The sequence below is a fragment of the Vibrio sp. CAU 1672 genome (assembly GCF_029223195.1).
In the GTDB taxonomy this organism is placed as follows: Bacteria; Pseudomonadota; Gammaproteobacteria; order Enterobacterales; family Vibrionaceae; genus Vibrio.
Map to the genome: position 1 here is coordinate 1 of NZ_JARHUF010000007.1, position 15197 is coordinate 15197.

A 15197-nucleotide genomic window follows, 5' to 3' on the forward strand; every position below is an offset into this window, starting at 1 on the left:
TCTGAACATCAAGTTGACCGACAGCTTTGGTCAGGAGCAGGAAATTAAAATCAACGCCAAAGCGGGTGATGATATTGAAGAAGTGGCAACCTACATCAACGGTCAGACAGACCTGGTGAAGGCGTCAGTGGATGAAGACGGTAAGCTGCAGGTATTTGCCGGCAACAACAAAGTCGAAGGTGAAGTCGAGTTCTCTGGTGGCCTGTCGGGTGAACTGGGTTTGAGCGACGGTAAAGCCGTGACGGTAGATACCATTGATGTGACGTCAGTGGGCGGTGCCCAGGAGTCAGTAGCGATCATCGATGCGGCGCTGAAATACGTGGATAGCCACCGCGCCGAGCTGGGTGCGTTCCAGAACCGTTTTGACCACGCGATCAATAACCTGGACAACATCAACGAGAACGTCAACGCGTCGAAGAGCCGGATTAAAGATACCGACTTCGCTAAAGAGACGACTCAGATGACCAAATCACAGATTCTGTCGCAAGCGTCAAGCTCAATTCTTGCGCAAGCAAAACAAGCGCCAAACTCAGCGCTAAGTCTGCTGGGCTAATTCTAAGCTCAGTACAGAACCCTCATTGGCTCGTGGTGAGAGATGAGCGAATAAACCCAGCTTCGGCTGGGTTTTTTTATTTTTCCGGCAATACAGTATGAAGGCGATTATTGACTGATAAGTGGCTTACTTAAACGGGTTGAATTTTAAGAGATGAATCACACTTCCACTACTTGAATAAAAAAATCGCCCAAATTGCTAAATTTCTCCTAAAGGATGTTTATTGGTCGCCGTTAAAGGGACTGAGAGAAATGAGATGTACCCGAGTGAGGTGAGAGACACGACGGTACATCAATCAAAGCCTTAAGGAGATCAATTATGGCGATTAACGTTAATACTAACGTTTCTGCGATGACCGCACAGCGTTACCTGAACCAAGCCGCTGAAGGTCAGCAAAAATCCATGGAGCGTTTGTCTTCGGGTTATAAAATCAATAGCGCGAAAGATGATGCTGCAGGTCTACAGATTTCTAACCGTTTGAATGCCCAGAGCCGTGGCCTGGACATGGCGGTGAAAAACGCGAACGACGGTATTTCTATTGCACAGGTAGCAGAAGGTGCAATGAATGAATCTACCAACATCCTACAACGTATGCGTGACCTATCGCTTCAGTCGGCGAATGGTTCAAACTCCAAAGCTGAACGTGTTGCTATTCAAGAAGAAGTCACCGCCCTTAATGATGAGCTGAACCGTATTGCGGAAACCACATCGTTTGGTGGTAACAAACTGTTAAACGGAACATTTGGCGATAAATCTTTCCAGATTGGTGCTGACTCAGGTGAGGCCGTGAAGCTTTCTATGGGTAATTTACGTTCTGATACGTCAGCGATGGGCGGTAAGAGCTATGCTGCTGAGGAAGGTAAAGATGCCTCGTGGAGCGTCAGCTCTAATACTGAACTTAGTATGAAGTACACCACTAAGCTGGGTGAAGAAAAAGAAGTCAAGATCCAAGCTAAGCAAGGTGACGACATTGAACAGCTTGCGACTTACATCAATGGTCAGAACGATGATGTAAAAGCGTCAGTTGGCGAAGATGGTAAGTTACAGGTGTTCGCGGCTACGCAGAAAGTAAGCGGTGAAGTGGAGTTCTCAGGTGGCCTTGCCGGCGAGATCGGTTTCGGTGATGCGAAAGATGTGACGGTTAAAGATATCGACGTAACAACCGTGGCGGGCTCGCAAGAAGCGGTAGCGGTTATCGATGGTGCTCTGAAATCAGTAGACAGCCAACGTGCCTCTCTGGGTGCATTCCAGAACCGTTTCGACCATGCGATCAGCAACTTAGACAACATTAACGAGAACGTTAATGCATCGAAGAGCCGTATTAAAGATACAGATTATGCGAAAGAAACTACGTCGATGACCAAGTCGCAAATCCTGCAGCAAGCGAGTACTTCGATTCTGGCTCAAGCGAAGCAGTCACCTTCTGCCGCGCTAAGCTTACTGGGCTAATATGGTTGACTAAGCCTTGTGCTTAGTCGCCATAGCGATATACTTTATCGCTAGTTCATGAGGTGGAAGGGAGATTGTTATGGATATATCCTCCTATGCATCGAACATCCAGCCTTACGGCTCACCGAATGGCACAAATGTTGCTAAAGATAACGGTGTAAGCGCAGCAAGCGTTTCTTCTTCTAATGGGGCCTCTTCTCCTGAAGGGTTGAAAGATACTGACCACGACTACTCTGTTGAGACTGTGATTGAAATGGCGGAACAGCGCCAGCAGTTGAACAGGGAGGAGCGGAACAAACTGGTCGAGCAGATGAATGAATTTGTCGCGTCCATGAATAAAGGGGTATCATTTCGAGTTGACGAGGAGTCGGGGCGTGATGTGGTAACGATTTATGAAGCCAGCACCGGCGACATAATTCGTCAGATCCCGGATGAAGAAATGCTTGTGATTTTAAGGCGCCTAGCTGAGCACTCTACCAACAGTGGTTTGTTGTTAGAAAAGGTGTAAGTCGTTATTGAGGTGGTTAAATGAGTTTAGGCCCTTTGGGGATGTCTGGCGGCATGGATATCAATGCCATGGTCAGCAAAATTGTCGATGCAGAGCGTATACCGAAGCAGCAACGTATCGACAACGAGCGCGTGACAATCGATGCCAGCATCAGTGCCTATGGGCGGCTCAGAGAATCACTCGATACGATGAAAAATCTGATGGCGAGTTTTCGTCAGGAAAAAGCCTTTGCTGTGCGTACTGTAGAAACCACTGACGATCATGTCGTGTCAGCAACGGCGACCACCGACGCTATAGCCGGTAAGTACGCTGTCGATGTGTTGCAGCTTGCCCAAAGCCATAAAATTGCTTCCGATGTTGTACCGGAAGACGCTAAATTTGGCCCGGGCAAGCTGCAGATTTCCCTTGGTGACGACACCTTTGACGTTAATGTCCGTTCGCATGCCAAACTGATCGATGTGGTTCGCGGTATAAACGGCGATAAAAGCAATCCCGGCATTCGCGCTTCGCTTATCAATGATGTCGCCGGGCCTCGTTTGATCCTGGCCTCCAATTTGCCGGGCAAAGAGCACCAGATAAGTGTCAATGTGGAAGCCGAAGCCGGTAACCCACTCAAGAAATTCGAATACAAAACCTTAGAAGATCGCGTTAAAGCTCTGGAAGAAGCCCGCGCTGCTGCAGAGCAAGTACTGGGGCCACTGTCTGAGCCAACTGCTGAAGCAGCAGAAGCAGCAGAAGCAGGGTCTTCTCAGTTAGATGAGCAAGGCCAACCGGTCAACCCGCTCGATAACCAAACTTCTGACGAATCTGTTTCTCAACCGGGCGCGGCAGAGAATGGCGAGCCGATTTCATCATTTGGGGCTGCGGCGGCAAAAGCTGGCCAAGCGGCACTGGAGGAAGCCAACCAGCGTTCGGGTATGTTGCCGGAGGAGACCATTCCGGGCTGGAATGCCACTGCATCGGGCACGCTGCTCGATTCCTACCGAGAGCCAGAGCTGGAGCTGGATCAAAAATCGATTGATAAAGCGCCGGACATTCCCGGATGGACCAACACGGCATCGGGTACACTGACCGATTCTTATGTCACGGCAAAAGAAGCGCAGCAACAACTGGAACAAGAGAAAGCTGAGATCGAACAGAAAATCGCTGATGACAAGGTCGTGCTGGATGAAAAAGTAGCGCGCGGTGAGCTTTCTGAACAACAAGCCAAACAGCTGCATCGGGCCAAACTGGCACCGGAAGAGAGGCAGCGTTTGGAGCAGATTGATGTGGCGGAGGAAAAGTTTGCCAAAGCACAGGCTGCGTTTGAAACTTACATGGGAATGACAGAGGTTCAGCCGGGTCAGGATTCGCTGGTTGTACTGGATGGGGTGGCTAAGCTTTCCAGCTCCAATAACGTGATTGAGGATGCGATTGAAGGGGTTAACCTGACCATCAAAGGGGAAACCAAACCCGATCAGTTACCTGCGGAAATCGGGGTGGAGTACGATCGCCGCAGCGTACGTTCCGATATTGAGAGCTTTGTTGCGGCTTACAACAGTTTTTACAAAACTTCCAAGGCGTTGGCTGGTGTGGACCCCGCTACCGGTCAGAAAGGGCCACTAGCCGGCGATAGCACCGTCCGCAGTGCAGACTCACGTTTAAAAGCGGTCTTCTCAACTCAAATTGACCAAGCACCTGAAGACCTTAAGTCGTTGACGGAGTTTGGTATTACCACTACCCGCCAAGGTACGCTGGAAATCAATTACCAGATGCTTGATCGACAGCTGAATAACAATTTCAATGAACTGGAAAAATTTTTCGGTGGTAACAACGGTTTTGCCAAGCGGGTAGAAGACGCGATTCACGGTATTACAGGTATCACCGGCTCGATACGCACGCGGGAAAAAAGCCTGACGGAGCAAAATTACCGTCTTAATGATGATCAGGCGGCACTGGATCGCCGCATGGATGGCCTGGAAAAACGCACCCACGCGAAGTTTACCGCCATGCAGGATGCCACGGGCAAAATGCAGGGCCAGCTTGGTGCGCTGATGAACGCGTTGGGAGGGTAATGAGAGTTGTTTACACTCAACGACTTACGTGATGTCGATCAACAAATTTCACTCCAGTTGGAAAAAGTCGATTTAAATACTGAAGAAATTCTCCGTTTGGTCGATATCAGGGAACAGATATTGCAAAACCTGCTGCCAACCATTGAGCAGAATTCACAGGCACGGCAAGATCCGGAGTGGCAGACAGTGGTTGCCCGGACCCAAGAGATTGTTGAACTGATGCAGTCAGAGACCCTGCGAGTTGGCCGAGAGTTACAAAAATTTCGCCATGGTCAGCGCTCATTGCAGCAGTACAAAAAATTTATATAAAAGAGGAATACCATGCGCGGTTCTTTACAGGCATACAAAAAGGTTTCAGTCGACAGCCAGCTTAGTGCTGCTTCTCCGCACAAAGTTATTCAGATGCTGATGGCAGGCGCGATTGAACGTCTGATCCAAGGCAAAGCGGCAATGCAGGCAGGCAACATTCCAGCGAAGGGTGAGCGCCTGGGTAAAGCGCTGGATATCATTATTTCTCTACGCAGCTGCTTGTCGATGGACGATGGTGGTGAGATTGCGTCAAACTTAGATGCGTTGTATGAATTCATGATCAAGCAAATCTCGGCGGCTAACCATCAGAATGATCCGCAACCTATTGATGACGTGATTGATATTATTCGCGAAATCAAGTCTGCCTGGGACCAAATCCCAGCCGAGTACCATAACCTTACCGCTACTGAAGTCGGGATTTAATTATCCTCACGATGGGTCAGTTGTTATACTAAGTATGGCAACTGACTGAATCAGATAAAGTTGATCAATCTTTCAATCAACTTCACACCTCGCCATTGCTTGGTTGCCTTATTTTTTTATTCAAATAAAATAGAAGTCATTAGTGGCCCTAATGGCTTTTTTGTTGCTGATTACTCATTGTTTCTATCGTTAATAGAGTAGGTTCCTCCTCTTTACTCTTTTTCGCATATCAAGGTTTGGCCGCAACGTACCGAAAATAAAGGCAATTATTCTAAATTATGCATGGTTTGGCAAAACTGCTTGTAATTGATGATGACGCCCAGAGTCGTCTCAATTTAAGCAATATATTGGAATTTGTTGGAGAAAGTTGCGAAGCTATCAGCTCTGATCAGTTGGATCATGTCGACTGGTCTACGGTTTGGTCTGGCTGCATTGTCGGTAATATCAACGGCGGGAGTACTATTACCGCTGTTTTGTCTCAGCTTAATGACTCTCATCATATTCCCCTTCTCGTTATGGGATCGCTGTCCCACCCGGTTGATGATCTGCCAAACTATGTCGGTGAACTTGAGTTGCCGCTTAATTACCTGCAGCTCAGCGAAGCCCTGCGACATTGCAAAGATTTTTTGGGTCGTAAAGGGGTCAATGTCGTTGCCAGTACGCGTAAAAACACCCTGTTCCGTAGTTTAGTCGGCCAGAGCCGAGGCATACAGGAAGTACGTCATTTGATTGAACAGGTGGCGGGGACAGAAGCAAACGTACTGATTTTAGGCGAGTCTGGTACTGGCAAAGAAGTGGTTGCACGCAATATTCATTACCATTCCTCACATCGTAATGGCCCATTTGTACCGATTAATTGCGGTGCCATTCCAGCGGAGCTGCTGGAAAGTGAACTGTTCGGCCATGAAAAAGGCGCCTTTACCGGCGCATTGACGGCGCGCAAAGGTCGTTTTGAGCTGGCAGAAGGCGGAACCATTTTCCTCGACGAGATCGGTGATATGCCGATGCCGATGCAAGTGAAACTGCTGCGTGTACTGCAAGAGCGCTGTTTTGAACGTGTTGGTGGCAATACGACGATAAAAGTGAATGTCCGTGTTGTGGCGGCTACCCACCGTAACCTGGAAAGCATGATTGATGACGGTACCTTCCGTGAGGATTTGTACTATCGCCTGAATGTGTTTCCGATTGAGATGCCGGCATTAAAAGAGCGCAAGCAAGATATTCCGTTGTTGCTGCAAGAGTTGATGACGCGTCTCGAAGCGGAAGGCGGCCAGCCGATCTGCTTTACGCCTCGTGCGATTAACTCGCTAATGGAACACCATTGGCCGGGGAACGTGCGTGAATTGGCTAACCTGATTGAGCGGATGGTGATTTTATACCCCAATAGCCTGGTGGATGTGAATCACTTGCCAACCAAGTACCGCTACAGCGATATTCCGGAGTTTCAGCCGGAAGAGAGCCAGTACAGTTCGATTGAAGATCAAGAGCGTGATGTCTTCCAGGATATCTTTGCCGAAGAGTTCTGCTTTGAAGAGCAAAGTGATTTTGAGCATAACGTCAACGCCCCTCAGGCCTTGCCACCGGAGGGGGTTAACCTGAAAGAGCTGCTGGCGGATATGGAAGTTAATATGATTAGCCAAGCATTAGAAGCTCAGGGTGGGGTTGTTGCCCGTGCGGCTGATATGCTGGGTATGCGCCGTACGACGCTGGTGGAAAAAATGCGCAAGTACAATTTGCATCGTTGATCCGAAGCAAGATCACACTCCTTACTGGCGTCAAGTTATTGTCGTTAGGCTAACCCTTTGATAAATATATAAAATAGCTTGGTATGCTAATTGCTTACCAAGCTATTTTAGTTTTTAGACGGCGATATCTCGACAGGCAGTGGATGGATAACAAGACCAATCAGTCCCAATTAGACTCAGTAGAAAATCAGGTAGAGAGATACAAGCAAGTTCTGGATGTGATGCCGGCAGGGGTGATCTTATTAGACACCTATGGTGTGGTGCATGAAGCCAACCCGGAAGCGCACCGTATCTTAGAGGTGCCGCTGATCAATGAGAAATGGTTCAATATCATTCAAAGTGCCTTTGACCCGCGTGAAGATGACGGCCACGAAGTCTCTTTACGCAATGGTCGTAAAGTTCGTTTAGCGATTTCGGCCTCGACAACCGGCCAGTTGATTTTGATCACCGACTTGACGGAGACGCGCTTGCTACAATCACGTGTCAGTGACCTGCAGCGGTTATCATCGTTAGGCCGGATGGTTGCCTCTCTGGCTCATCAGGTACGTACGCCTTTGTCGAGTGCCATGCTGTATGCCTCCAATTTAGGGGCACCAAACCTTCCATCTGCGACCCGGGAGCGCTTTCAAACCAAATTAATGGATCGCCTGCACGATTTAGAAAAGCAGGTCAATGATATGCTGTTGTTTGCCAAAGGTGGTGATAATAAAGTCATTCAGCCATTTACTATCGAGCAGTTAGTCTCTGAGTACCAGCCAATGGTGGAAACGGCACTAAAAAATAACAGTATTGACTACTTCCTTGAAGTTGAGCAAGACCAGACCCAACTGTTGGGCAACGCTAATGCGATTGCGTCTGCGTTGAGCAACCTGGTGATGAATGCAATTCAGATCGCCGGTAAAGCGGCACAGATTGATGTTTTCTTCCGTCCGGTAAAAGATGAGCTGCGTATTTCAGTACAGGATAACGGACCAGGGGTGCCCAAAGAACTGCAGAGCAAGATCATGGAGCCATTTTTTACCACCCGTTCACAAGGAACCGGGTTGGGGCTGGCGGTGGTCCAAATGGTGTGTCGTGCCCATGAGGGGCGATTAGAACTTATTTCCGAGCAGGACGATGGCGCCTGCTTTACCATGTGCATTCCGCTGGAGCGAGTGCAAGCAGCGTCTCAATGATGCTGTGGATAACAATTACTGGAGAATCGTAATGGCGCAAAGCAAAGTGCTGATCGTCGAAGATGATGAAGGTCTTCGTGAGGCATTAGTGGATACTCTGGCTCTGGCAGGGTATGAGTGGTTAGAAGCAGACTGTGCAGAAGACGCGTTGATAAAGTTGAAAACCAGCCCGGTTGATATCGTGGTTTCTGATGTTCAGATGGCGGGGATGGGCGGCCTGGCGCTGCTGCGCAGCATCAAGCAGAACTGGCCGAACTTACCAGTGCTGTTGATGACCGCTTACGCCAATATTGAAGATGCCGTCTCGGCAATGAAAGAGGGAGCCATTGATTACATGGCTAAACCTTTTGCCCCGGAAGTACTGCTGAATATGGTGAGCCGTTATGCACCGATTAAAAACGACGATAACGGTGACGCAGTCGTGGCAGATGAGAAAAGCCTCCGGTTGCTCGCCCTGGCAGACAAGGTTGCGCGTACCGACGCCAACGTGATGATCCTTGGTCCGAGCGGATCGGGAAAAGAAGTCATGTCGCGCTACATTCATAACGCGTCGAACCGCAAAGATGGCCCGTTTGTGGCGATCAACTGTGCGGCAATTCCCGACAATATGTTGGAAGCAACGTTGTTTGGTTATGAAAAAGGTGCCTTTACCGGCGCGGTACAGGCATGTCCGGGCAAATTTGAACAAGCGCAAGGTGGTACTATTCTGCTGGATGAAATCAGTGAAATGGATCTCAGCCTGCAGGCTAAACTGCTCCGTGTGCTGCAAGAGCGTGAAGTGGAGCGTTTGGGTAGCCGTAAGAGCATCAAACTTGATGTGCGTGTTCTGGCCACCAGTAACCGTGACCTGAAACAGTATGTTAATGAGGGCAACTTCCGCGAAGATTTGTACTACCGTTTGAACGTATTCCCAATCGCATGGCCGGCACTGAGCGAGCGCCGCGGTGATATTGAACCATTGGCCAAACACCTCGCTGAACGTCACTGCAGTAAAATGGGCATGCCGTTACCCTGTTTCTCTGCGCAAGCGATCGAAAAATTGCTCTGTTACCCATGGCCGGGTAACGTACGTGAACTGGATAACGTTGTGCAACGTGCGCTTATCTTAAGTGAAAACGGTGATATTTCGGCTGAGCATATTTTGCTTGAAGGTGTCGACTGGCAAGATGCCAACAGCTTGCAGCACGCCGTACAAAATGGTGATGTGATTGTTCCGGACGTGAAGCCGGTGGCTGAGGTGGATCCTATGGCGCGCACAGCAAATGCTGGTGAGGGCTTAGGTGGCGAGCTTCGTGATCAAGAGTATGCCATCATTCTGGAAACCTTAGTGGAATGTAATGGCCGTCGTAAAGAAATGGCAGAAAAGTTGGGTATCAGCCCACGCACATTGCGTTATAAACTCGCTAAAATGCGTGACGCGGGTATAGATATACCAAGCTAATTCTCCTGTGCATAGCCATGAGGCGAAAGGATAGGTACACTGTCAGTTTAGCCATATGGCACGGAAATTGCCGCGTCAATAATCAGTTTTTGTAAATGGTCAAATTTTTGGCTCAGAGGTGACAATGAAAGTCGATGGTATGCAAGCAGAGATGCGCGCCATGATGGTGGAAGCCACCAACACCGCTCCGGTAGCAACCGGAGCAAAAGTTGGTGCCGACTTTGGCGATCTTTTAACCAGCGCCATCAACAATGTGAACTCATTACAAAAATCATCCAGTGATCTGCAAACCCGTTTTGATCGTGGTGATGAGGATGTGTCTTTGTCTGATGTGATGATCGCACGCAACAAATCCAGTGTCGCATTCGACGCCACTGTTCAAATCCGCAATAAGCTTATTGAGGCGTACAAAGACCTCATGAATATGCCAGTGTAATGTAGGGAATAAGTGTGGCAGACAAGTCTACAGATTTAACCGTCACTGATGGTGGTACCGATGGTGCACTGATAGCCAGTTCTGATTTGGATGTGGAAAGCCAGAATCCGGATCTCGAAGAGCGCAGTGCCTCTAAATTTGACATGGCCGTAGGGGATCTTGATCTATTACGCCAGGTAGTATTGGTACTGTCGATCTCAATCTGTGTCGCTCTGATTGTGATGCTGTTTTTCTGGGTTAAAGAACCAGAAATGCGTCCTCTCGGGGCCTACGAAACCGAGGAACTGATCCCGGTACTGGATTATCTTGATCAACAAAAAATCAACTATAAGCTGGATGGCAATACCATTAACGTCGAGGCGACTGAGTACAACTCGATCAAGTTAGGTATGGTTCGCGCCGGTGTAAATAAGGCGACTGAAGCTGGTGACGATATTCTGCTGCAGGATATGGGGTTTGGCGTTTCACAGCGTCTGGAACAAGAACGTCTCAAACTGAGTCGTGAGCGGCAACTCGCTCAGGCGATTGAGGCCATGAAGCAGGTGCGCAAGGCGCGTGTTCTGTTGGCTCTGCCTAAGCACAGCGTATTTGTACGCCATAATCAAGAAGCGTCGGCGTCCGTGTTTCTTACCCTGTCAACCGGGGCTAACCTCAGGCAGCAGGAAGTCGACTCAATTGTCGATATGGTGGCAAGTGCTGTACCGGGTATGAAAACCTCGCGCATTACTGTCACTGATCAGCATGGACGTTTATTGAATTCTGGCACCCAAGATCCTGCTTCAGCAGCGCGGCGTAAAGAGCAGGAGTTAGAGCGCAGTCAGGAGCAGGCATTACGCGAAAAAATCGATTCTGTGTTGTTGCCGATACTCGGGTTTGGCAACTATACCGCTCAAGTGGATATCCAGATGGATTTCAGTGCGGTGGAACAGACGCGTAAACGCTTTGATCCCAACACCCCGGCGACACGCAGTGAATATGCGCTGGAAGATTATAACAATGGCAATATGGTTGCGGGCGTTCCGGGCGCATTAAGCAACCAACCGCCAGCAGATGCTTCTATCCCTCAGGATGTGGCGCAGATGAAAGATGGCAGCCTGTTAGGGCAGGGGTCAGTGCGTAAAGAGTCGACGCGAAACTTTGAACTGGATACCACCATCAGTCACGAGCGCAAACAGACTGGCGTGGTTAATCGTCAGACGGTTTCGGTGGCGATCAAAGAGCGCCGCAGTGTCAACCCGGACACCGGTGAAGTGACTTACACCCCACTGTCTGAATCAGAAGTTAATACCATCCGTCAGGTGTTGATTGGTACGGTCGGTTTTGATCAGTCACGCGGTGACCTGCTTAATGTCCTGAGTGTTAAATTTGCCGAGCCAGAACTGGAGCAAATGGTGGAACCGCCTATTTGGGAGCATCCAAACTTCAATGATTGGGTTCGCTGGTTTGCAAGTGCCCTGGTGATCATCGTTGTGGTACTGGTACTGGTGAGACCGGCGATGAAGAAACTGCTTAACCCGACGGCGCATGAAGAAGAACAGTTGTATGGTCCGGATGGATTACCGATTGGCAGCGATGGTGAGACCAGCCTGATTGGCAGTGATATTGAAGGTGGAGAGCTGTTTGAATTTGGTTCAAGCATTGATTTACCTAACTTGCATAAAGATGAAGATGTGCTGAAAGCGGTGCGTGCACTGGTGGCGAATGAGCCGGAACTAGCAGCGCAAGTAGTGAAAAACTGGATGAACGAAAATGCCTAACGATATTGTCGCTCAAGACGAAAATAATGGCGCAGGCATGCCTGTGGAGTTTGATGCTTCAACCATCAGTGGTGAAGACAAAGCCGCGATTTTATTGCTGAGCCTGAATGAGCAGGATGCGGCGGGCATCATCCGCCATCTGGAACCAAAGCAAGTCCAGCGAGTGGGTAGTGCGATGGCCAAGGCCAAGGATCTCAGCCAGGATAAAGTGTCGGCAGTACACCGGACTTTCCTGGAAGATATCCAGAAGTACACCAATATCGGTATGGGCAGCGAAGACTTTATGCGTAACGCACTGATTACCGCATTGGGTGAAGACAAAGCCAATAACCTGGTGGACCAGATCCTGCTTGGCACCGGTTCAAAAGGCCTCGATTCACTCAAATGGATGGATCCGCGCCAGGTGGCCAGCATCATTGTCAACGAGCACCCGCAGATCCAGACCATTGTACTGTCCTACCTGGAGGCGGATCAGTCGGCGGAAATCCTGTCTCAGTTCCCGGAACGTGTGCGCCTCGACCTGATGATGCGTATCGCCAACCTGGAAGAGGTTCAGCCATCGGCATTGGCCGAACTGAACGAGATCATGGAGAAACAGTTTGCCGGTCAGGCGGGGGCACAAGCGGCCAAGATTGGCGGCCTGAAAGCGGCAGCCGAGATCATGAACTATCTCGACAACAACGTCGAAGGTCTGCTGATGGAGCAGATCCGCGATCAGGACGAGGATATGGCTACCCAGATCCAGGATTTGATGTTTGTCTTCGAGAACCTTATCGAGGTCGACGATCAGGGCATTCAAAAATTGCTGCGTGATGTGCCACAAGATGTCTTGCAGCGTGCACTTAAGGGCGCCGACGATGCACTACGTGACAAGATCTTCAAGAACATGTCGAAACGTGCGGCTGAGATGATGCGTGACGATATTGAAGCGATGCCTCCGGTGCGTGTGGCGGATGTTGAAGCTGCGCAGAAAGAGATTTTGGCCATTGCACGCCGCATGGCCGACAGCGGTGAGTTGATGCTGTCTGGTGGCGCGGACGAGTTCCTCTAATCAGCGACTAGTTATGATTTATTTGACCGGTGGCTTTTGTGTACGGCGAATAGAGTATGCACCTGCACATCATTGACAACTTGGTGTGTGGGTTAGCCACTCTTCCCAGACTCAGCGCTGAATAGCTACTGAATAATGTTCAGTAACCCACTCGATTTATGGTAGGTACGCAAAGTGAGCGACAGAAAACGTGGATTTATCCGTCCTGATGAAGATGACGCACTGATCGAGCCACAGCGATGGGGCTTGCCAGATTATGGTCAATCGGAGGCCAAGCAGGCAAAACCGTCCGCGTTAAATTACGATCCGGCTTGGGTGCCCAATTTCGAACTGCCTGAAGAAGAACCTGCCCTTGAACTGACAGAAGAGCAGATTGAGCAGATTAAGCAGGGGGCTTACCAGGAAGGATTGTATCAAGGCCAGGAAGCAGGTTTTAAACAGGGCTATGACAAAGGCAAGGAAGAGGGACTGCAAGCGGGCCATGCTGAGGGGCTCGAGCTCGGTAAAGCCGAAGGTGTTGCCACAGGTCAGGAGTACATTCAACAACAGGTCGAAACCTTTATGAACCTCGCCAACCAGTTTGCCCAGCCGCTGGAGTTGATGAATGCTCAAGTGGAAAAGCAACTGGTGGATATGGTGTTGTGCCTGGTCAAAGAGGTGGTGCATGTGGAAGTCCAGACTAATCCACAAGTGATTTTAGATACCGTTAAACAGTCGGTTGAAGTGCTGCCAATTTCCGGACACCCGATCACGTTACACCTCAACCCTGAAGACGTAGCGATTATCCGCTCTGCCTACGGAGAGGCCGAGTTGGATTGCCGCAACTGGACCTTGGTCAGCGAGCCGTCGCTAAACCGTGGTGATGTACAGATCGAAGCCGGTGAATCGAGCATTAACTACCGCATGGAAGAACGGGTTAAGCAGGTATTACACAGTTTTTGTGGTGCCAACCGCCATCAGGAGGATTGATGTATGTTGGCATTGGCAGAGCGACTTAAAGGTTATCAGGTCCAAGGGCTGACCACGCGTCCGGTCGCATCCGGTAAGTTAGTTCGGGTGGTGGGGTTAACGCTGGAGGCGACGGGGTGCCGTGCTCCCATTGGCAGCCTGTGTCTGGTCGAAACCATGTCCGGGCAGATGGAAGCTGAGGTCGTCGGTTTTTCCGGCGATAACCTGTTTCTGATGCCGAGTGAGCAGATCAACGGGATTTTACCCGGCGCTAAAGTGACGCCGCTAACTAGTGAAGCGGGCCTGCCGGTCGGTATGGAGCTCCTGGGAAGGGTGATTGATGGTGTTGGTAACCCACTTGATGGTTTAGGGGCCCTGTATACCGCAAAGCGTGCCTCGTTCAATGCTGAACCGATCAACCCATTGGCTCGCAAACCGATTTCAGAGCCGTTGGATGTCGGGCTGAAAGCCATTAATGGTTTGCTCACCGTGGGTAAAGGTCAGCGTATTGGCTTGTTTGCCGGTTCCGGTGTAGGTAAATCGGTGACGCTGGGCATGATGACCCGGGGTACCACCGCGCAGGTGGTCGTGGTGGGCCTGATTGGTGAGCGGGGCCGGGAGGTCAAAGAGTTTATTGAAGAGATTCTTGGCGAAGAGGGTCGCCGACGCTCGGTAGTGGTGGCCGCGCCAGCGGATGCCTCACCACTGATGCGATTGAAAGGCTGCCAGACTGCTTTGACCATCGCCGAGTATTTCCGTGATCAGGGCCTGGATGTCCTGCTTTTAATGGATTCGCTGACGCGTTTTGCCCAGGCGCAGCGTGAGATCGCCTTGTCTGTAGGCGAACCGCCTGCGACAAAAGGTTACCCGCCATCCGTTTTTGCCAAGCTGCCTGCCTTAGTTGAACGTGCCGGTAACGGCAGCCCGGAACAAGGGTCGATTACGGCTTTCTTTACGGTGTTGACCGAAGGTGATGATCTGCAAGACCCGATCGCCGATGCGTCACGGGCAATTCTGGATGGCCACATTGTGTTATCTCGTGAAATGGCCGATGCCGGACATTATCCGGCGATTGATGTGGAAAAATCCGTTAGCCGGGTGATGCCGCAAATCACCACTGAAGAACACGTACTGATGTCTAAAGCCGTGCGGCAGGTGTTGTCGACCTGTCGTAAAAACCAGGATCTGGTCTCAATTGGTGCGTATAAACCTGGTACTGATCCGGCGATCGATGGCGCATTTACGCTGAAACCTAAGCTGGATGAATACCTGCAACAAAGCATGAAAGAGTCGGTTCCGTACGATATGTGTGTCAACATGCTGAAAAACATTCTGACCGGGTAGTAGA

At 50.0% G+C, this 15197-nt stretch carries 14 protein-coding genes; all 14 read left to right on the top strand.

Features of this window, described 5'->3' with window-relative positions; genetic code table 11:
- On the top strand, window positions 1–553 hold a 553-nt coding region (locus P2G85_RS08395), incomplete at its 5' end, for a flagellin (protein ID WP_275863650.1).
- 318 nt (window positions 554–871) lie between these two features.
- A complete protein-coding gene (locus P2G85_RS08400; RefSeq protein ID WP_275863651.1) occupies window positions 872–2002 on the top strand; it encodes a flagellin in 1131 nt (376 codons plus the stop codon).
- Between the two features lie 79 nt (window positions 2003–2081).
- Window positions 2082–2510, top strand: coding sequence for a flagellar protein FlaG (flaG, locus tag P2G85_RS08405; protein ID WP_275863652.1), 429 nt, complete (start codon window positions 2082–2084; stop codon window positions 2508–2510).
- A 20-nt stretch (window positions 2511–2530) separates the two neighbouring features.
- Entirely contained in the window at window positions 2531–4564 is a 2034-nt protein-coding gene (gene fliD, locus P2G85_RS08410; protein WP_275863653.1) for a flagellar filament capping protein FliD, read from the top strand.
- A 6-nt stretch (window positions 4565–4570) separates the two neighbouring features.
- Complete coding sequence (locus P2G85_RS08415; protein ID WP_275863654.1) at window positions 4571–4873, top strand: flagellar protein FliT; 303 nt, start codon at window positions 4571–4573, stop codon at window positions 4871–4873.
- 12 nt (window positions 4874–4885) lie between these two features.
- Window positions 4886–5296 (top strand): flagellar export chaperone FliS, encoded by a 411-nt coding sequence (gene fliS / locus P2G85_RS08420; RefSeq protein WP_275863655.1) that lies wholly within the window; start codon window positions 4886–4888, stop codon window positions 5294–5296.
- A gap of 278 nt (window positions 5297–5574) precedes the next feature.
- A complete protein-coding gene (locus P2G85_RS08425; protein WP_275863656.1) occupies window positions 5575–7041 on the top strand; it encodes a sigma-54 dependent transcriptional regulator in 1467 nt (488 codons plus the stop codon).
- 143 nt (window positions 7042–7184) lie between these two features.
- On the top strand, window positions 7185–8216 hold the full coding sequence (locus P2G85_RS08430; RefSeq protein ID WP_275863657.1) for an ATP-binding protein: 1032 nt from the start codon (window positions 7185–7187) through the stop codon (window positions 8214–8216).
- A gap of 31 nt (window positions 8217–8247) precedes the next feature.
- Window positions 8248–9657: a sigma-54 dependent transcriptional regulator gene (locus tag P2G85_RS08435; protein WP_275863658.1), complete on the top strand. Its 1410-nt coding sequence runs from the start codon at window positions 8248–8250 to the stop codon at window positions 9655–9657.
- 124 nt (window positions 9658–9781) lie between these two features.
- Window positions 9782–10093, top strand: a complete 312-nt coding sequence (fliE, locus tag P2G85_RS08440) for a flagellar hook-basal body complex protein FliE (protein ID WP_275863659.1) — start codon at window positions 9782–9784, stop codon at window positions 10091–10093.
- 14 nt (window positions 10094–10107) lie between these two features.
- Window positions 10108–11850: a flagellar basal-body MS-ring/collar protein FliF gene (fliF, locus tag P2G85_RS08445; RefSeq protein ID WP_275863660.1), complete on the top strand. Its 1743-nt coding sequence runs from the start codon at window positions 10108–10110 to the stop codon at window positions 11848–11850.
- On the top strand, window positions 11843–12901 hold the full coding sequence (gene fliG, locus P2G85_RS08450) for a flagellar motor switch protein FliG (protein ID WP_275863661.1): 1059 nt from the start codon (window positions 11843–11845) through the stop codon (window positions 12899–12901). Before fliF ends, fliG begins: the two co-directional genes overlap by 8 nt.
- Window positions 12902–13075: 174 nt before the next feature.
- Window positions 13076–13870: a flagellar assembly protein FliH gene (gene fliH / locus P2G85_RS08455; RefSeq protein ID WP_275863662.1), complete on the top strand. Its 795-nt coding sequence runs from the start codon at window positions 13076–13078 to the stop codon at window positions 13868–13870.
- 3 nt (window positions 13871–13873) lie between these two features.
- Window positions 13874–15193, top strand: coding sequence for a flagellar protein export ATPase FliI (gene fliI / locus P2G85_RS08460; protein WP_275863663.1), 1320 nt, complete (start codon window positions 13874–13876; stop codon window positions 15191–15193).
- Window positions 15194–15197: the final 4 nt, after the last annotated feature.

What these genes read in the sequence shown, in the direction of transcription:
- P2G85_RS08400 (WP_275863651.1), top strand. Translation starts at nt 872, where the DNA reads ATGGCGATTAACGTTAATACTAACGTTTCTGCGATGACCGCACAGCGT.
- flaG (WP_275863652.1), top strand. Translation starts at nt 2,082, where the DNA reads ATGGATATATCCTCCTATGCATCGAACATCCAGCCTTACGGCTCACCG.
- fliD (WP_275863653.1), top strand. Translation starts at nt 2,531, where the DNA reads ATGAGTTTAGGCCCTTTGGGGATGTCTGGCGGCATGGATATCAATGCC.
- fliS (WP_275863655.1), top strand. Translation starts at nt 4,886, where the DNA reads ATGCGCGGTTCTTTACAGGCATACAAAAAGGTTTCAGTCGACAGCCAG.
- P2G85_RS08425 (WP_275863656.1), top strand. Translation starts at nt 5,575, where the DNA reads ATGCATGGTTTGGCAAAACTGCTTGTAATTGATGATGACGCCCAGAGT.
- P2G85_RS08430 (WP_275863657.1), top strand. Translation starts at nt 7,185, where the DNA reads ATGGATAACAAGACCAATCAGTCCCAATTAGACTCAGTAGAAAATCAG.
- P2G85_RS08435 (WP_275863658.1), top strand. Translation starts at nt 8,248, where the DNA reads ATGGCGCAAAGCAAAGTGCTGATCGTCGAAGATGATGAAGGTCTTCGT.
- fliE (WP_275863659.1), top strand. Translation starts at nt 9,782, where the DNA reads ATGAAAGTCGATGGTATGCAAGCAGAGATGCGCGCCATGATGGTGGAA.
- fliG (WP_275863661.1), top strand. Translation starts at nt 11,843, where the DNA reads ATGCCTAACGATATTGTCGCTCAAGACGAAAATAATGGCGCAGGCATG.
- fliI (WP_275863663.1), top strand. Translation starts at nt 13,874, where the DNA reads ATGTTGGCATTGGCAGAGCGACTTAAAGGTTATCAGGTCCAAGGGCTG.